At 41.2% G+C, this 18148-nt stretch carries 17 protein-coding genes; 8 read left to right on the top strand and 9 right to left on the bottom strand.

The window, feature by feature from the left end; genetic code table 11:
• Window positions 1-30 precede the first annotated feature (30 nt).
• Window positions 31-1248, bottom strand: coding sequence for a DUF819 family protein (locus tag H625_RS0103580; RefSeq protein ID WP_026858696.1), 1218 nt, complete (start codon window positions 1246-1248; stop codon window positions 31-33).
• A 121-nt stretch (window positions 1249-1369) separates the two neighbouring features.
• The gene (locus H625_RS0103575) at window positions 1370-2197 is read right to left on the bottom strand and encodes an exodeoxyribonuclease III (RefSeq protein WP_026858695.1); all 828 of its coding nucleotides are present in this window, start codon (window positions 2195-2197) and stop codon (window positions 1370-1372) included.
• A gap of 274 nt (window positions 2198-2471) precedes the next feature.
• Between H625_RS0103575 and H625_RS0103570 the strand changes: the two genes are divergently transcribed.
• The 7 genes from H625_RS0103570 (at window position 2472) to H625_RS0103540 (ending at window position 8381) form a co-directional block, all read left to right on the top strand.
• Window positions 2472-3584, top strand: a complete 1113-nt coding sequence (locus H625_RS0103570; RefSeq protein WP_035785099.1) for a muconate/chloromuconate family cycloisomerase — start codon at window positions 2472-2474, stop codon at window positions 3582-3584.
• An 82-nt stretch (window positions 3585-3666) separates the two neighbouring features.
• Window positions 3667-4464, top strand: a complete 798-nt coding sequence (locus H625_RS0103565; RefSeq protein WP_245573093.1) for a dioxygenase family protein — start codon at window positions 3667-3669, stop codon at window positions 4462-4464.
• Between the two features lie 63 nt (window positions 4465-4527).
• Entirely contained in the window at window positions 4528-4995 is a 468-nt protein-coding gene (locus H625_RS0103560; protein WP_026858692.1) for a DUF3237 domain-containing protein, read from the top strand.
• 10 nt (window positions 4996-5005) lie between these two features.
• The gene (locus H625_RS0103555) at window positions 5006-5842 is read left to right on the top strand and encodes an alpha/beta fold hydrolase (RefSeq protein WP_026858691.1); all 837 of its coding nucleotides are present in this window, start codon (window positions 5006-5008) and stop codon (window positions 5840-5842) included.
• A 5-nt stretch (window positions 5843-5847) separates the two neighbouring features.
• The gene (locus tag H625_RS0103550; protein ID WP_026858690.1) at window positions 5848-6534 is read left to right on the top strand and encodes a CoA transferase subunit A; all 687 of its coding nucleotides are present in this window, start codon (window positions 5848-5850) and stop codon (window positions 6532-6534) included.
• Complete coding sequence (locus H625_RS0103545) at window positions 6531-7178, top strand: 3-oxoacid CoA-transferase subunit B (RefSeq protein WP_026858689.1); 648 nt, start codon at window positions 6531-6533, stop codon at window positions 7176-7178. The genes H625_RS0103550 and H625_RS0103545 overlap by 4 nt, the downstream gene beginning before the upstream one ends.
• Window positions 7179-8381: an acetyl-CoA C-acyltransferase gene (locus H625_RS0103540; protein ID WP_026858688.1), complete on the top strand. Its 1203-nt coding sequence runs from the start codon at window positions 7179-7181 to the stop codon at window positions 8379-8381. It abuts the gene before it with no gap.
• Between the two features lie 63 nt (window positions 8382-8444).
• Here H625_RS0103540 and H625_RS0103535 read toward each other — a convergent pair whose 3' ends face one another.
• The 5 genes from H625_RS0103535 to H625_RS0103515 all read right to left on the bottom strand — a co-directional run bounded on the left by H625_RS0103535 (window position 8445) and on the right by H625_RS0103515 (window position 14055).
• On the bottom strand, window positions 8445-9230 hold the full coding sequence (locus H625_RS0103535; RefSeq protein WP_026858687.1) for an IclR family transcriptional regulator domain-containing protein: 786 nt from the start codon (window positions 9228-9230) through the stop codon (window positions 8445-8447).
• A 159-nt stretch (window positions 9231-9389) separates the two neighbouring features.
• A complete protein-coding gene (rlmD, locus tag H625_RS0103530; RefSeq protein WP_026858686.1) occupies window positions 9390-10751 on the bottom strand; it encodes a 23S rRNA (uracil(1939)-C(5))-methyltransferase RlmD in 1362 nt (453 codons plus the stop codon).
• 25 nt (window positions 10752-10776) lie between these two features.
• Window positions 10777-12543 carry a 5'-nucleotidase C-terminal domain-containing protein gene (locus tag H625_RS0103525; protein ID WP_026858685.1) on the bottom strand — a complete coding sequence of 589 codons (1767 nt, stop codon included), beginning with the start codon at window positions 12541-12543 and terminating at the stop codon, window positions 10777-10779.
• A 34-nt stretch (window positions 12544-12577) separates the two neighbouring features.
• Entirely contained in the window at window positions 12578-13525 is a 948-nt protein-coding gene (locus tag H625_RS0103520; protein ID WP_026858684.1) for a diacylglycerol kinase, read from the bottom strand.
• Between the two features lie 23 nt (window positions 13526-13548).
• Window positions 13549-14055 carry a GrpB family protein gene (locus H625_RS0103515; protein ID WP_026858683.1) on the bottom strand — a complete coding sequence of 169 codons (507 nt, stop codon included), beginning with the start codon at window positions 14053-14055 and terminating at the stop codon, window positions 13549-13551.
• Between the two features lie 121 nt (window positions 14056-14176).
• On the opposite strand from H625_RS0103515, the gene H625_RS0103510 reads away from it, so the two are divergent.
• Complete coding sequence (locus tag H625_RS0103510) at window positions 14177-14923, top strand: hypothetical protein (protein WP_026858682.1); 747 nt, start codon at window positions 14177-14179, stop codon at window positions 14921-14923.
• A gap of 313 nt (window positions 14924-15236) precedes the next feature.
• Here the strand turns inward: H625_RS0103510 and gatB are convergent, their stop codons facing one another.
• On the bottom strand, window positions 15237-16667 hold the full coding sequence (gene gatB, locus H625_RS0103500) for an Asp-tRNA(Asn)/Glu-tRNA(Gln) amidotransferase subunit GatB (RefSeq protein ID WP_026858680.1): 1431 nt from the start codon (window positions 16665-16667) through the stop codon (window positions 15237-15239).
• 1 nt (window position 16668) lies between these two features.
• On the bottom strand, window positions 16669-18147 hold the full coding sequence (gatA, locus tag H625_RS0103495; RefSeq protein WP_026858679.1) for an Asp-tRNA(Asn)/Glu-tRNA(Gln) amidotransferase subunit GatA: 1479 nt from the start codon (window positions 18145-18147) through the stop codon (window positions 16669-16671).
• Window position 18148 lies beyond the last annotated feature (1 nt).

Raw genomic sequence — 18148 nt, 5'->3', positions numbered from 1 at the left:
AGAATCTCCAAAGAGATGCTGCTTTACATACTACAATAATGAAGTAAACCATAGACCGAGTGATGTTCCGATATAGTTACCGATAATATAACCGAGTGTACCAATAATTAAAATTGGTCCCACGAGCTTAGTCCAGCCGCGTGAAATCGCCATCGCAGCAGCTGTAGTCGGTCCGCCGATATTCGCGTTCGATGCCAGTATAATTTCTTCCAGATTAAATTTGAACAAACGTCCAAAACCAAATGAAACCAGCATATTAATAAACACAATAATTGCTGCAAATACTAAAATTAACGGTGCATTTTGTATAATCAGCGGTATTGATGCAGGAACACCGATTACTACAAAGAATATGTAGATAAAGAATGTTCCGAACTCCTGAGAGCCTGAAATACTTTCAAAGTATTTAGGAAACAGTGCAACTGACAATAATGTCAGCGTTGTCAGCATAAGATAGTTATCGCCGATGATACCCCGCAGTATAGATAACAGTATATTGCTGTCTGCAGGAATAAGATTAGAGAAGAAGCCTGCTAAACTGAATGATACTGCAACAATCACAAATGCTGTTCCGATAGCTTTTGCAATATCCTGCAATGATATTTCTTTCCCTTTCCAATAATCAGAAGCCTGGTTCTCACTGCCCCCATTTTTCTCTATTTCATCAATATGAGGTGTTTCGAATTTACTCCGGAAGAAACTTAAGGCCGGTATCGTAATAAGAACGAAGAAATACAGCACCATCAGCAAGTTATCCGCAACGACGGTTGAAGAGACTATATCCTCAGGGACATCAAAACGCGTTGCCATTGCCGCAAAGTTGACTCCGCCCCCTGTGTAAGAGCCACTCAGCATCGCACCGATGTAATTCAACTGCGGAATATATTCCTTCAGAATAAAGAATGCCGTAATCGTTCCCGCTATTGTTCCGATTGTACTGATTAAAAATATAAGTAATAGTCGTTTACTCTCCTGCCAAACTTTTACAACATTCGACTGAAATAACAGCAGCGGGATAGCCAGCGGCACGACATAAGTCCATACCGTATCGTACACCGGTGACTCCAATGGAATCACTCCCGTATTACTTAAAAGCATTGCCCCGGCAAGCGCGATAATCGCACCCGAAAGTTTCGACGCCCAGCTGAACTTCTGCTCCAGTATAATCGCAATTGCAGCCCAGCCAATTAAAATCGCCCACAACACCCAATAGTTCTCGGGGTGTATAAGACTCGCTGTCTTTTCCATGAATTCTCCCCCTCGTGTATAGTTACTCCTATTCTACTCCAGGGCAAATAATATTAACAGATAATTATAAATCTTTTAAAAGATAAAAATGCATCTGCTGTATAAAAGCAGATGCAGGTTCTTATAAATTTACTTCCAGAAGAATCGGTGTATGATCCTGTCTCGTTCCGGAATCAATCATTTCCGATTTAATTACTTTTTCTGCAAGACGGCTGCTCACGAGCCAGTAATCAATTCTCCATCCCGAGTTATTAATCTTACTCGTTTTGGCACGCTGTGCCCACCAGGAATACACACCGGTCACGTCTCCGTTAATATGACGAAAAGTATCTGTGAATCCTTTATCCAGCAAATTTGTGAAGCCTTGCCGTTCCTCATCTGTAAACCCTGCAGAACGGCGGTTGCCTTTTGGATTGGCCAGGTCAATTTCCTTGTGAGCCACGTTGAAGTCTCCCGTAACGAAAACAGGCTTGCTAAGGTCCAGTTCCTCTATATACGCAGCGTAACGTTCATCCCAAATTTGACGTTCTTCAAGGCGTTTTAAAGCATCTCCCGCATTCGGTGTATAGACCTGAGTAATGTAAAAATCATCAAACTCTAAAGTAATCATACGGCCTTCACTATCCATAGTTCCCGGCGAACCAATAGAAGGATAAGTTACTTCAGGCTGCAATTCTTCTTTATATAAAAACATCGTTCCGGCGTATCCTTTACGTGCCGGTTCTACCGAACTGCGCCATACCGCTTTATAACCTGGAAATGATTCCTGTAAAATTTCCACATGCTTTTTAGTCGGTCCCGCTGCCGACAGCTTAGTTTCCTGAATCGCAATCACTTCAGGATTGTGTGACTGTATTGATATTAATACATCCCGGGATAATAACGCTCTCGCCGACTCGCTAGTCAGTGCAGCATTCAATGAATCGATATTCCATGAAATAAACTTCAAAATATTTCCTCCTAATTATTACGATACTTCAATTTTCTACTGACAGGTAAAACACATTATAAAAATCAGCGATACAACTGAAGTGAATGCATGAACTATACAATTTTTCAGGAAATAATTCAAGACAGCGGGAAATGTGTATACTCATCAAACAATATATTATTTTTATCAAATTTTCCGAAAACTAATTGACAACGCTTTAATCATTTCTATATAATAGGTTTATGTTCGATAATCATATCTCTGTACGATATTAGTACATAGGAGGGTTGGAATGAGTAATATTTCTTCAGTTGATATTTTTATATGTGATTTGCCTACAGTACGGTCGCATAAACTGGCGATGACGACGATTACGTCTCAGGCGATCGTCATCGGCATTATCAAAGATGAAGGTGGCATAACAGGTGTATCTGAAGTCGCTACAATTGGAGGTGCTTCATATGGTGAGAGTACTGTAGAAGCAATTAAAGCGAATATCGATCAGTACATCACCCCTCACCTCATCGGACAAAATCCAATTTCCTTCAACAGGATAATGAATAATATTTCAAAATCCGTAAGAGGTAACTACTTCGCGAAAAGTCTGATTGAAACAGCCTTGATTGATTTGGCATCAAAACAGCGTGAAATTCCTGCTTATGAACTTTTCGGCGGGAAAATCCACGAGTCACTGCCACTTGCCTGGACACTCGCGAGCGGAGATACAGTGAGTGACATAGAGGAAGCGAAAGAAATGCTTCATCAAAGGCGTCATAACATCTTCAAGCTGAAGATCGGCAGCGGAGACCCGGATACGAGTGTTAAACACGTCGGGGAAATCATCAAAGCCGTTGGTCATGAATCAAGAATTACGGTTGATATCAACCAGGCATGGGATGAATATACTGCATTAAAGCAAATTAAAGCACTGGAGGAAATGGGCGTCTCGATGATTGAACAGCCGCTCCCTGCATGGAATTACGAAGGTATGAGCAGACTGACAGAACGATTTGATGTCTCCATACTTGCAGATGAATCCGCAACTTCCCTCCATGATACTTATAGAATTATAAAAGAAAGAGCCGGAGATGCCATCGCATTGAAACCCGCTAAACACGGGGGCATTCTTGAAACGAAGAAAATCGCAGGCATTGCAGAAGCAGCAGGATTTGGACTGTACGGCGGCACGATGATCGAATCTACACTTGGCAACGCAATCGCAGCAAGCGTCTACTCCACTATTCCGGAATTCAAATTCGGAACGGAAATATTCGGCCCGCTTCTTTATAAAGACAAGCTGACCTTGGAAGATATCAAAGTGAAAGATTTCGAAATCCAAATTCCGGATGATATCGGATTTGGTGTCACATTGGACTATGAAAAGCTTGCTCACTACAAACGATAAATTAGTATTCAGCATCGACAAGTTCACTGCATAGCAGTGGAGTTGATTAAATAAATTATAAAATTAAAGGGGATAATTAATTATGACAATAGAAATGACTAAGCATTTACCTACTACTAAAAACGAACGCGTTGGAGAAGTTTTTGAATTATTCATCAAGCACATGCAGGAGTTCCTTGGAGAAGCACAGCTTAACCACGAAGAATACACGAACTTTGTAAACTGGGCAGATCGTCTAGGCAAATCTGGAGAACTTCCGCTTTATGCTGATGTATTTTTAGAAACTCATGTTCTTCAGGCGATGTATACAACTCTTCCAGGAACACAGCCTTCACTGCTTGGACCATACTATATTGAAAATGCTCCATTTGTAGAAGCAGATGAGAATGGCATTGTCGATCTTCCTAAACGCGAAAATGAACCAGGCGAGGTGCTTTACTTCTCAGGTACAGTTAAGAATACAGATGGTGAAGTTCTTGCAGGTGCTGAAGTAGATTACTGGCAGAATGATAACTCTGCGAAGTACTCAAACTTCGACTCTGATGCTCCGGACTTCAACCTTCGCGGACGTTTCAAAACAGATGAGAACGGACAGTTCACATTGAAAACAATCCAGGCGATTCCTTACTCTATCCCAGACCAGGGACCGACTGGTGAGTTCCTTGGCTACATGGAACAGCACCCTATGCGCCCTGCTCACGAGCACATCATGTTCAAAGCTGAAGGACATGAAACTCTAATTACTCAAGTCTTCTTCGAAGGTGACGAGTGGATGGAAACAGATGTTGCTGAAGGTGTACGTGACGAACTGATTACAAAACTTATCGATAAAGGTGATCACAAAGTAGCATCACTCGACTTCGTAATGCGTAAACTGTAATAACAATCCGGGCATGGTGACATGCCCTTTTTGACTTTTAAGGATTAATAGGAGGAATTTAAAATGAGAGAATTACCAGAACCAAAACTTAGTCTGCTTGGCCATATGGAATTAAATGTCGCGAAACCTTATCTTCCGGGGAAAACACCAATTGGAACACGCAGAATCATTCAGGTGACAGGCGGAAAATTCGAAGGTGAACATTTCAATGCAACTGTTCTGCCGGGCGGAGACGACTGGATTACAGTACACGCGGACGGCACGATCATTCAGGATGTCAGAATTACTTTGGAAACAGACGATAAGGAACTGATTCTGATGAGCTACCGCGGCATCCGTACGGGAGATCCATCTGTCCAGGCACAACTCGACAATGGAGAAGAAGTTGATCCTGACGACTATTACTTCAGAACTAATCCAATCTTTGAGACAGCAAGCGAGAAATACCACTGGATGAACAACAGAATATTTGTGTCAAACGGTATCAGAATGCCGGAAGGCGTGAGCTACTCTATCTATACTGTTGAATAGGAGGATAAGCATGACAGAACGCATTCAAACTAAAGAGAAAATAATTAATGTAAATAAAACCGATAACGGTAAAAATGATATCTTATTAATATTTATTCACGGCCTGACGGGTAATTATCTTCAGATGCATCATTTCCAGGAGCACTTTAAAGAGAATTACGATACTCTGAGCTATGATTTAAGCGGCCGCGGCGACAGTTCTATTCAGTCTGACCCGACAAATATTCATCAGCACACTGAAGATCTGCTCCAGCTGATTGATTCTCTCGATTACGATAAATTCATTCTCGCAGGATACTCGATGGGCGGCTATATTGCCCTCGATGCTGCTGCACAGTCAGATAAAATTCAGAAAATTGTCGCACTCGACGGCGGCGGTGTTGCCAATGAAGATACTAGTAATTTGGTGATTCCATCTCTAGGCCGGCTGGAGAAGTCATTTGATTCTTCAGATGACTATCTGGAAATGATGAAGCAGTCTTACGGTGCACTTGGTGTTGAATGGTCAGCTGTGATGGATCAGGTTATCAAGCATGAGATTCATGAAGTTAAAGGAGCAATTCATCCGAAATCCGATTATGTGCTGACCAAGCAGGATTTTGAAAGCTTTTATGATTATTCTCATACGAAAATATATGAAAATATAAAAGTACCGGTCATGCTCGTTATCTGTACCGGTCCGATTAAAGATAATACACCGCTGTTCAGTAAAGATAGCTACAGCCTGATGCTGGATACAGTGAACGATATCAAATCAACGGATTATGGTCTTAATCATTATGAAATTGTCTTCAATAATAATCCAGATTTAAACAAAGTAATTGAAAAATTCATAGAAATGGAGTGATTGTTTTGGTATCTAAAATTACTGATATAAAATCAGCTCTTGAACCTGTAAAGGACGGTGACACGCTGATGGTTGGAGGATTCGGACTTATCGGCGCACCTTTAAGTCTGATAGATGAACTGACTGCGCTCGACCTGAAGGAACTTACAGTGATAAGCAACAATGTCGGAGAAGCAGGTAAAGGGCTTGGTATACTCCTCGATCAGGGCAAGCTTAAAAAAGCAGTCGGCTCGTATTTCACAAGTAACCGCGAAGTCGCTAAATGGTACAATGCCGGAAAACTTGAGCTGCAGCTTCTGCCTCAGGGTACTTTGGGCGAAGCAATCCGTGCAGGCGGTGCTGGTATTGGCGGTTTCTACACAAAAACAAGTGTCGGTACTGATCTTGCCAAAGGCAAAGAGACGAAAGAAATTGACGGCGAAGAATACGTGCTTGAAAAAGCGCTTAAAGCAGATGTATCAATTGTCCGTGCTCATAAAGCAGATAAGCTCGGCAACCTCGTCTATTATAAGACAGCGAGAAATTTCAATCCGATGATGGCAACTGCCGGTAAATACGTAGTAGCCGAAGTTGATGAAATTGTGGAAGTCGGAGAATTGAATCCTGAAGAAATCGCAACGCAGCATATATATGTAGATAAGATTGTCTTAGCTGAACAAATTCTTACGAAGGAAGGAGTCGTTCAGAAATGAGTATAAAAGATATGATTGCAGAACGCGCTGCCGGAGCACTGGAAGAACAGTCGGTAATTAACCTCGGTATCGGTATCCCTACCCTCGTTGCCAATTATCTGGATAAGGAAAAATACTATCTGCACACTGAAAATGGCCTGCTTGGGGTGACTTCTGTAGCAGATGAAGATATCGATCCAAATATCGTTAACGCAGGAAAACTGCCTGTCGGTGAAGCTGTGGGTGCAAGCTATTTCAACAGTGCAGATTCTTTTGCCATGATTCGCGGCGGACACGTTGACGTTGCTATCCTCGGTGTTCTGCAGGTCGATGAAACCGGTCAGGTAGCCAACTGGGCAATCCCCGGAAAAGATATCATCGGTGTCGGCGGAGCAATGGATCTTCTCGTCGGAGCGAAAAAAGTGATTATCACTACGAACCATACTGCCAAAGACGGCTCTCCGAAGTTTCTAAAAGAATGTTCATACCCTATCACTTCGACACGTAAAATTGACATGATTATTACAGATCTTGCAGTGTTTGAACGTAAAGGTGAAAAATTCGAACTGATTGAGTTAATGGGTAATGCGACACTTGAAGAAGTCAGAGAGAAAACCGAAGCGGACTATATTGTTTCAAAATCATTGACAAGGAGTGTCGAATAAATGAAAGAAGTAGTAATTGTAGATGCAGTCAGAACACCGATTGGCCGTTATAAAGGCGCCCTCAAGTATGTACGTCCGGACGATTTAGGGGCTATTGTCATCAAAGCTCTGGCAGAAAGAAATCCTAATCTTGATGTAAATCAGATTGATGAAGTTCTTTTCGGCAACGCAAACGGCGCCGGAGAAGAAAACAGAAACGTTGCACGCATGTCTGCGCTCCTCGCTGACCTGCCCGAGAGCGTCGGCGGCACGACAATTAATCGTCTGTGCGGCTCGAGCCTGGACACTGTTTCCATGGCCGCCCGCTCGATATTAACAGGCGAAATTGACATTGCTATTGCGGGCGGCACCGAAAGCATGTCACGCGCGCCTTTCGTTATGTTAAAGCCCGAGAAAGAATTCCCGCGCGGCAACATGGAAATGGTCGACACGACAATCGGCTGGAGATTCCCTAACAAAAAAATTATAGAAAAACACGGCATTGATTCTATGCCTCAGACTGCAGAAAACGTCGCACAACGTTATAATATTTCACGTGAAGCTCAGGATAAGTTCGCATTCCAAAGTCAGCAGCGTGCAAAAGCTGCAGTAGAAGCGGATAAGTTCAAAGAACAGATTGTTCCTGTAACTATTAGAGACCGTAAAGGTAATGAAACCATCGTCGACAAAGACGAGCATCCAAGACCGGAAACAACGTTGGAAAAACTCGGAACATTGAAACCCATCTTTCCCGACGGTACTATTACCGCTGGCAACGCTTCAGGTGTAAACGATGGTGCCAGTGCCCTCTTGATGATGAGTAAAGAGAAAGCTGATGAACTTGGACTGAAGCCCCTGGTTACATATAAGTTCTCAGCAACTGCAGGTGTAGAACCTGCAGTAATGGGACTTGGACCAATCGATTCAACGAAAAAACTGCTCGAGAAAACCGGCCGTACTATTGCTGACATTGGTCTTGTAGAACTGAATGAAGCATTCGCTTCGCAGTCAATTGAGTGTATAAACCAGCTTGGACTCAGCGAGGATATTGTCAACGTCAACGGCGGTGCTATAAGCTTTGGTCATCCTCTCGGTGCCAGCGGCGCGCGGATTCTGACAGACCTTATCTATGAAATGAAACGCAGAGGTACTAAGACCGGACTCGCTACAATGTGTATCGGTGTCGGTCAGGGTATTTCACTGATGGTTGATAACGTAGAGTAAACTTCTGTTTTACAGCTGCATAACAAAAGGACGACCAGTATTTTTACTGGTCGTCCTTTTCTCTTAAAATGGCAACTCTATTTCAGTATTTCTGCTGATCTGTTCTGCTGCATCAAGCAATGGTTTTAAATAGTTTTTTTCAACTTCTTCCCGTGTTGTCTGAGAAGAGTTTGTGGAACAATTGATTGCAGCGATTACGTTACCTCTCATGTTCCGTATTGGAGCTGCAACTGACATCAGTCCGAGCTCGAGCTGGTCTTCGCTGATTGCATAGCCTGCTTTACGGACTTCTTTAAGTTCCTTTCGCAGGTCTTCCTCTTTGTAAATCGTATATTCAGTCAGCGGTTTTAATTCTGCCGTCTTGAAATATGTATCCAGTTCTTCTTTACTCTTATAAGCGAGCAGCACTTTTCCCATAGATGTCGCATAAGCGGGAAGATGAGTGCCGATATTGAGTGAAATCTTCATGATTTTATTGGCAGGTACACGCCCAATATACACGATTTCCTCACCCACTAATTTTGCTAAGGAACTCGATTCATTCGTCTCTTTAGAAAGCTCACGCAGCAGTGTCGTCGTAATTTCCCAGCTGTCACGTGCGGTCATATATGAATAACCGAGAGATAATACTTTCGGTGTTAAGTAGAACCTGTTATCCAGCATCTGTGCATAACCGAGATTAACCAGTGTAATTAATACACGACGGGCCGTCGGTCTCGAGATTCCTACTAATTTTGATGCTGTTGAAATTGTTAAATGATCAGTACCATCGAATGCCTCGATTACTTTGAGACCTTTTTCCAAAGTCTGAAGGTGATCTGGAGAATTTTTAGTATCTTCATTAGTCATAATATACCCCCTGTTAGCTATACGAATAGTAAATCTTTGTACTAATAGTATAACATTTTAAGCAGGCAATTTCTTTATTTTACAGATAAGTCAAAAACTATATTTATTAGCCTGGCTATCTTAAAAAGCCGGACAAATTTTGACTTGTCCGGCTTCATTTTATAATATATTTGTATTTTCTAATACAGTAACCGCTTCAATATGTTTTGTCTGCGGGAACAAATCAACAGGTGTGACTTCTGATGCTTTAAAGCCATGTCTCTCCAGATATTTCATATCTCTTTGAAGTGTACTCGGATTACATGAAATATAAACAATCTTCTTCGGACTCACTTCAATAAGCGAATCTAAGAATTGTGTATGACATCCTTTACGCGGAGGATCGACGAATACAACGTCAGCGCTGACACCCTCTTTAACGAGCTGCGGCATTACTTCTTCTGCTTTCCCTAAGTAGTAGTCCGCGTTATCAATGCCGTTCAGTTTCGCATTTTCTATCGCATCTTCAACTGCACTGTCGACAATTTCAATGCCGATAATTTTGCTGACACGGTCCGATGCTGCAAGACCGATTGTGCCGATGCCTGAATACGTATCGATAATCGTTTCGTCCCCGTTTAAATCTGCCATATCCAGCCCGATCTGATAGAGCTTTTCAGTCTGTGCATGGTTGACCTGGTAAAACGAACGGTCGCGTATTTTAAATGACTTGCCAAGCAGCGTATCCGTAATATAATCATGACCAAGCAGGACGATTGAACGTCTGCCGAATATCACATTTGTTTTCTCATCGTTGATATTCTGCACGATACTCTTCACATTCGGATACGCCTCTTTTAACGCTTTAACAATCGATAAAAACTCGTTACGTTTACCGTTCGTAATAAAGACAACCTGCACTTCACTGTCGTCGCTGTTTGAACGGATAACAATATGTCTCAGCAGTCCCTGATGTGATGCTTCATCGTAAATCGATATATCTTCTTCAATCAGTTTATCTTTTATAAACAGCATAATATCATTATGCACATGTTTTTGAATATAGCAGTGTTCGATATCCACGATATCGTGAGAACGCGGTTTATAGAATCCCATCACCAGTCTGCCGTCAATTTTCTGGACAGGAATCTGTGATTTGTTACGGTAATACAGAGAATCTCCCGTTACCGTATCGTTAATTTTAAGATTTAATCTCGCCTGCTGATTAATATTCTGTGCAACGACCTGATGTTTAAATACTGCCTGCTCGGCGTCATTCATTACCTGTATCTGGCAGCCGCCGCATTGGAAGTAATATTCACACGGCGGCGTCTGACGGTTCGGCGACTGCTTTAGTACATTTAAAACTTTGCCGAAAGCATACTTGCTGTTCACTTTGACTGCTTTAAATTCTACTGTCTCACCTTTTAAAACATCCGGTAAAAATACCGGATAGCCGTCGACTTTAACAATCCCCATTCCTTCGTGGGTATAGTCTTCTACGACTGCTTCATAATTATTATTTTTAGTTATTGCATTCATGTTAAAACCTCTTACTTCATTAATTTTAAAGCTTTACCCGGAATGTACTGAAGCCGTCACCGCAATCTTCTAAATGCTCAATCGGCAAGCCCTCTGTATATTCTTTCGCTGCTGCTGCCGTCGTAAATGTATACGTATCATGCGGAATAATCGTTATCGGATTACGGTAGCTGAATGTCTCACCGCTCTTTATATATTCAGTAACAATATCCCGTACTGAAATATCCGATTCATATAATATTTCTGCATCTCTTAAAAATGGTGCATAGGCTACTTTATAATTATTTGCCGGGACGATAAAGTCATCTGTATCTTTTATCGGCATACCTTTGTACATCATTTTAATCACCCGTTCTGAATCATTAATCTGATGTGCTGAGCTTTCATAGCGCGCCTGTTTTGTCAGGTCGAACGTATAGTCGAGATCAAAGAATGTATCAAAGTTGTAGCCTGGAAAACCGTAGCGTGAATTATTCGGCTGCAGGATTTCCTCACCGTCATAATCATTAAACGATGATGCGGCCCATTCCAGCCATTCTTTCAGCACTTTACCTGTAATCTTAATAATGAGCAGTGTATTTGCATGTTTATATAAATCGATACTGTCTGCAATAGTCATTTCTCCTGCAGGTATATCTGTATAGTCATGCGCGCCGTCACGCCCTACTTTTACCGCTGAATTAAAACCGATGACCGGTGTATTAATATCTTTCAGTTCTGCCCGTTCTTTTGCAAACCAGACTGTCGCTTCCGAGACGAACTGCACACCGCGTGACGGAATTACTCTCGTGAAGTAAGTATTCAGCGGATAATCTGTTTTGCCAATCGGTATTTCTAAATAATTCAGCACCCGTTCATGATCTTTCTGGTAATCAGCCAGTTCATCATCTTTTAAGACGATATCTTCTGCACCGATTAGTCTGCTGTCTGCCTGTTTGACCTGCCATTGATCCGCACTGTACTCAAGCTCAAAACTAAGCACCCCGAGATGGCTTGCAGACACTCCCGGCTGCACCATCGGCAGATTATTGAAAGTTCCTCTGTCAATATCAATACGGTCGTCCTCAATCAGTAAATTGCCGTTTGGGAACACATCGTGGGTATGTCCGAAAACAATACCGTCTATGTTTTCCATCATTGCCATTAACACAGCCTGATTCTCTCCAAACTGCGATAAATCATTATCTGCATTACTCATTCCTGTATGAGACAGCAGGATGATAATGTCAGCGCCTGCAGTTTTCAACTGCGCCGTTGTTTCTTTGACTGCTTCAGTCATCGGTTCGGCGTTCACTCTGCCTTCCAAATGAAATTTATCCCATTTTAAAATCTGGGTTGGCACAACACTTAAAAATCCGACTTTAACCGTACCTTCTTCTGTCTCGATTTCTTTAATATAACTGCCCTTTACCAGGTCCTTTAAAGAATCATCCAAAAAGTCTACATTCGAATTCACAATCGGTACAGTAACCTGTTTATAAAATTCATTTAAAAAAGGCAGACCAAAATTAAACTCATGGTTGCCTAATCCGATAACATCGTACATTTCATTAATAATACCCGGAACGAGAGCCTGAGCGGGATTAGTGCTGTCAAATTCACTCCAGACGTCTCCCTGCAGCAAATCGCCGTTGTCCACTGTTATGACCGTTTCTTTATCGTTCATTGCTTTGTATTTATCAATATATGTTTTGAACTTCAATAATGCATTATCTTTCGGTTCATTATCAAAATAATTATACGGATAAATTGCGCCGTGCACATCCGTTGTTGCAAAGACCGTCAGCTTCAATATATTCACCTCATAAATCGATATATAATCGGAATTAAGCGTCTGTTGGTTCCGGAAGTGTATAGTCTTTATCTTTACTGTACAGCTCATTGTAAAACTCATCCGACACTCTTATTTTCAAAAATTCTTTTAAGTTTTTAAAATGAGCCGGCAGTACACCGCCGAATTCACCATCCAGATTCAGCTGCACTTCATCATAAGAAGTAATTCTGACATCCTGCGCTTTATAATAATGCACTTTCGGATGTTTTAAATGTTCGCCTCGTGTGGCCAGCGATAAAATATGACCGAATTCCGCAAGATTAACATTTTCAAGAATAAGCAATGAGAAATTTCCGTCATTTAATTTTGCATTCGGCACCAATTTCTCAAAGCCGCCGATTGAGTTAGTCAGTCCAAGGAGAAAAATCATCACTTCGCCTTCAAATAATTCACCATCATGTTCGATACGTAAATTAATGCTCCGCATTTGAGGAATCAGTTCAATGCCTTTGACATAATATGCGAGAGAACCGATTACTGCTTTTAATTTGCTCGGCGCTTCATAGGAGACCTCGGTGATTTTACCGCCGCCTGCGATATTCATAAAATACTTGCCGTTCATACTGCCGAGATCCACTCTGCCTGTTTTACCGTTTAAAATAACACTGACTGCTTCGTCAATGTCATTTGGTATTTTAAGTGCACGTGTGAAATCATTGACCGTCCCCATTGGAATTATTCCAATTTCCGGAGGTTCATCGTACTCCGCGAGACCGTTAATAACTTCATTAACCGTGCCATCTCCGCCGGAAGCGACAATTAAATCGAAACCCTGTTCACATGCAAACCGCGCAGCATAGGTCGCATCATTCGGCCCCGTTGTAACATGAGTGCTTGTAATATAACCTGCATCTTCAAAACGCTTCAGCACCGCAGGCAGTTTTTCCTGAAAACTTTCTTTGCCGGCAGTGGGATTGTATATTATTCTCGCTGTTTTCATGAATATCTCCTCTACATATGAAATTATACGCTCGTCAAATGATCGCCTTCATCTATAATCATTTGAAAAAGACGATATTTACGCTCATCGTATTCGGCTTCTGTCACTTCATTTTTAACAAGTAATTTCTTTAAATTTTTAAAATCACTGCACGATTGTTCATTCATAAGCAGATGCTCAGTGCATATTAATATATCGTTCTTTTTGCGGCTGGCACTGCTCATAAATATCATGTTTATGTTATGTCCGTCGACAACTTTTCTCATGACCATATCATCTCTGAAATAATCGGAGAAATGATTAACCTGTACATACCCTTCAGCAATTAAAATATCCGCGAGATTTCTTACATCATCATATGATTTAACGATAAAAAGAATATCCATATCACAATCATAAGGAATCTTTGCGAGCTTTGATGAACCGATATGATGAACTTCGATAATAATTGATTTGAAAAAATTCAATATCTCGAAAGCCTGCTCTATATATTTATCTTTAATATTTATATTTAACTTATTTATACTCATACAATCATCCTAAAATAATGTCTTACTTTCGTAATTCATGTATAATAATATTTAAAAGTATTATGTTGCCAACATTATATCATATGTAATGCTTTGGGATATTATTATTTGAGGAGATACCATGAAAAAAGCTTTAGTGATTATATTATTTTTATTGTTTGCTGCCGGAATATATTTCAACTTTATGCATACAGGTCCAATCTTCACGGATGAAGCTGCTGAAGATACTGCCAATGATACTGAAGTTGCAAATGATGGACAGCAGGAATCAGACGACACTGCACAAGAAGAGAGCGCATCAGAAGAACCAGCTGATAATACAAATGATTTAGCATTTAACGAAACAGCTATTCAGGAAAAATACGACGAACGTGTAAGCAATAACGAACAGCTCATCGTCGACGTGCTGCTTCCGGCACATTACAACGGAGACTTCGCTGAACGCCTGAACAATCAAATTGGTTCAGATACAGTTCAGTTTAACCAGCTTGAACTGCCGGCAAACACGACGAATATAAACGAGCTTACAGTTAATGACAACAGCGATGTTGTCATTCTCGACGCACTGCAAATTGCAGATTATGATGCCGAAGTTCTGCCGGAAAGAAACTTAAGAAATTTAACTAATGCGTATATGGATTTATATAACGCTGATAAAACAGTGATTATATTAGGTAACCCTAATGCACATGAGAACGAAAACCTTGCGGCTGAACTTGAAAGCGATGCTGTGTATTTCACAGAAAATGATTATTTCTACATCGATAATCAGGAAGTTATAACGGAAAACCCTTATGACAGCGAAACGCTTAACCCTGCGCTGGAAGATGAAATGATTAACAGTATTACAAATTATTTGCTGCAGTAGTTTTAAAAGGAACTGGGAAATTTCCCGGTTCCTTTTTTGTGTTGTTAATATTTTCTATCCCGTCATCGTCAAAGTCACAATGACCGGGTAACACCTCTATCCAGTCATCGTCAAAGTCACAATGACTGGGTAACACCTCTATCCCGTCATCGTCAAAGTCACAATGACCGGGTAATACCTCTATCCCGTCATCGTCAAGGTCACAATGACTGGGTAACACCTCTATCCCGTCATCGTCTAAGTCACAATGACCGATAACGAAAAAATACACCGGTTTCCCAAATAGGAAAACCGGTGTATTTTTGTTTATATATTATCTCTTGTTAATCTCTTCAAGAAGAATCTGGTTGACCATTTTAGGGTTAGCCTGTCCTTTTGATTTCTTCATAATCTGGCCGACTAGGAAACCAATTGCACGGTCTTTACCGTTTTTATAGTCTTCTACAGACTGTTCGTTAGCATCAAGTACGTCCGTAACCATACCTGTCAGCACTGCCGGGTCAGAGATTTGCTCCATACCGAGGTCTTTAGCAACCTGTTTTGCTGTGCCGCCTTTTTCAATCAGTACAGAGAATACTTTCTTCGCCTGCTTGCTTGAAATTGTCCCGTCTTCGATAATATTAATCATGCCAGTTAAGTTCTCGGCAGTTAATCCTGTATCATCAAGTTCAGCATTATTTTTGTTCAGGTATTCGTTTACACCGCCCATTAACCAGTTTGAAGCCAGTTTAGGGTCTGCTTTATGTGTTTCGACCATATCGCTGAAGAAATCGGACATTTCTTTTCTCATCGTCAGAATTTCTGCATCGTATACAGGAAGATCATATTCGTTAATGTACTTCTCACGAAGTTCATCCGGCAATGTCGGAATACTTGCACGTACGCGTTCTTTCCACTCGTTATCGATGTGAAGGTGCATTAAATCAGGTTCAGGGAAGTAACGGTAATCATCTGCGCCTTCTTTAATACGCATTAATACTGTTTCGCCAGTTTTTTCATCGTAGCGTCTTGTTTCCTGCTCGATAATGCCGCCTGACAGTAATACCTGCTCCTGACGCTTCACTTCATGCTCAAGACCTTTTCTTACAAAGTTAAATGAGTTTAAGTTTTTAAGCTCAGTCTTCGTACCGAATTTCTCCTGTCCGACAGGTCTGATTGAAATATTAGCATCACATCTAAGTGATCCTTCTTCCATCTTCACATCGGATACGCCTGTGTACTGAATAATCGATTTGATTTTTTCCAGATACTTGTACGCTTCTTCAGGTGTTCTGATATCCGGTTCAGAAACGATTTCTACTAAAGCCGTTCCCTGACGGTTTAAGTCGACTAATGAATAATCTTCTTTGTGAGTTGATTTACCAGCATCTTCTTCAAGGTGAAGACGTGTAATACCGATTGTTTTCTTCTCGCCGTCAATTTCGATCTCAAGTGAACCGTGTTCCCCGATCGGTTTATCAAATTGTGAAATCTGGTAAGCTTTCGGGTTATCCGGATAGTAATAGTTTTTTCTGTCAAACTTAGTATTCTCAGCAATCTGCATATTTAATGCCATTGCAGCTTTCATGCCGTATTCTACTGCAGTTTCGTTAAGAACCGGCAGCGTTCCCGGATAGCCGAGTTCAACTACAGAAATATTCGTGTTCGGTTCATGTCCGTAGTGCAGCGGGGCATTGGAAAATATTTTTGAATTTGTTTTTAATTCAACGTGAACTTCAAGTCCAATAACTGTTTCAAAATGCATTTTACTCCGCCCCCATCGTTAGATTTTTAAGTTCTTCATGCAGGTTGTATACTGTTTCAAACTGATAAGCGGCATTGTAAATTTTACGCTCTTCGAAGTGGTTTCCGATCAGCTGCATGCCGATAGGTCTGTTGTCTTCGGTCACTCCACACGGAATGCTTAATGAAGGAACACCCACGAGGTTTGCAGGAATTGTTAAAATATCATTTTTATATTCCTTCGTACCTTCGATTTTAACTTCATCGTATTTATGTGCCGGCGTCGTTGTTGTCGGTCCGATAATTAAATCGTAATCCGTTAAGATTCTTTGAACATCGTCAGACACTAAACGGCGGAGTTTTTGTGCTTTTACGTAATAATCATCGTAGTGACCTGCGCTTAACACGTAAGTTCCAAGTAAAATACGGCGTTTTACTTCATCGCCGAATCCTTCACCGCGTGATTTTTTATATAGTTCTTCTAAGTTTTTTGCATTTTCAGCACGGTAGCCGTAACGGATACCGTCAAAGCGTGCAAGGTTTGCACTTGCTTCACTTGAAGCGATTAAGTAGTAAGAACTTACTACATATTGAAGGTTTGGCATTTCCACTTCTTCAACTATTGCGCCAAGTGATTCAAAGCGTTCTTTCGCTTTTAATACAGCTTCAGTTACAGACTCATCGACATCATCGCCTAAGAATTCTTTAGGCAGTGCAAGTTTCATGCCTTTGATATCTTTTTCGATGCCGCTTAAGAAATCAGTATCCTGGTTTCTCGCACTTGTCATGTCGTTGCTGCTGTCTTCGCCTGAAATCAGCTCAAGTACTTTAGCATTGTCACGCACTGTACGTGTCATTGGGCCAACCTGATCTAAAGATGATGCGAAAGCAATCAGACCGAAACGTGATACTCTGCCGTAAGTCGGTTTCATACCGACAATTCCGCAGAATGAAGCAGGCTGTCTTACTGAACCGCCTGTATCAGTACCAAGTGCATACGGTACAAATCCTGCTGCTACTGCTGCAGCCGAACCGCCTGATGACCCACCTGGTGAACATTCTAAGTTCCATGGGTTTTTAGTCGTCTGGAAGTAAGATGTTTCCGACGTTGAACCCATCGCAAATTCATCCATGTTCAGTTTACCCATCAAAATTGAATTCTGGTCTTTAAGCTTAGTCATAACAGTTGCATCATAAACCGGCTTAAAGTTATGCAGCATAAGGCTCGCGCATGTTGTTAAAATATCTTTAGTAACGATATTATCTTTAATTCCAACCGGAATACCGAACAGCTCGCCGTCCATTTTATCTTCTTTCTGAAGACGGTCAAGTTCCGCTGCAGTTTCCAACGCCTGTTCTTTAGTTAAAGTAATAAACGACTTAATGTTGCCGTCGTATTTTTCGATTCTGTCAAAAAGAGCACCTACTACTTCAGAAGGTTTGATCTCTTTACTGTGAATTTTACTGTATAGTTCTTCTACTGTTAATTCATTTATATTCACG

Origin of the sequence: Jeotgalicoccus psychrophilus DSM 19085 (genome assembly GCF_000425845.1) — a bacterium.
GTDB lineage: Bacteria > Bacillota > Bacilli > Staphylococcales > Salinicoccaceae > Jeotgalicoccus > Jeotgalicoccus psychrophilus.
Note: the sequence above shows the minus strand (reverse complement) of the source record. Positions and strands in the feature narration are given on the sequence as shown.

Excerpts from the sequence above, each read along its gene's own strand:
- H625_RS0103555 (WP_026858691.1), top strand. The coding sequence starts at position 5,006 with ATGACAGAACGCATTCAAACTAAAGAGAAAATAATTAATGTAAATAAA.
- H625_RS0103560 (WP_026858692.1), top strand. The coding sequence starts at position 4,528 with ATGAGAGAATTACCAGAACCAAAACTTAGTCTGCTTGGCCATATGGAA.
- H625_RS0103565 (WP_245573093.1), top strand. The coding sequence starts at position 3,667 with ATGACAATAGAAATGACTAAGCATTTACCTACTACTAAAAACGAACGC.
- H625_RS0103535 (WP_026858687.1), bottom strand. The coding sequence starts at position 9,230 with ATGACTAATGAAGATACTAAAAATTCTCCAGATCACCTTCAGACTTTG.
- H625_RS0103520 (WP_026858684.1), bottom strand. The coding sequence starts at position 13,525 with ATGAAAACAGCGAGAATAATATACAATCCCACTGCCGGCAAAGAAAGT.
- gatB (WP_026858680.1), bottom strand. The coding sequence starts at position 16,667 with ATGCATTTTGAAACAGTTATTGGACTTGAAGTTCACGTTGAATTAAAA.
- H625_RS0103540 (WP_026858688.1), top strand. The coding sequence starts at position 7,179 with ATGAAAGAAGTAGTAATTGTAGATGCAGTCAGAACACCGATTGGCCGT.
- H625_RS0103545 (WP_026858689.1), top strand. The coding sequence starts at position 6,531 with ATGAGTATAAAAGATATGATTGCAGAACGCGCTGCCGGAGCACTGGAA.
- H625_RS0103510 (WP_026858682.1), top strand. The coding sequence starts at position 14,177 with ATGAAAAAAGCTTTAGTGATTATATTATTTTTATTGTTTGCTGCCGGA.
- H625_RS0103515 (WP_026858683.1), bottom strand. The coding sequence starts at position 14,055 with ATGAGTATAAATAAGTTAAATATAAATATTAAAGATAAATATATAGAG.
- rlmD (WP_026858686.1), bottom strand. The coding sequence starts at position 10,751 with ATGAATGCAATAACTAAAAATAATAATTATGAAGCAGTCGTAGAAGAC.
- H625_RS0103580 (WP_026858696.1), bottom strand. The coding sequence starts at position 1,248 with ATGGAAAAGACAGCGAGTCTTATACACCCCGAGAACTATTGGGTGTTG.
- H625_RS0103570 (WP_035785099.1), top strand. The coding sequence starts at position 2,472 with ATGAGTAATATTTCTTCAGTTGATATTTTTATATGTGATTTGCCTACA.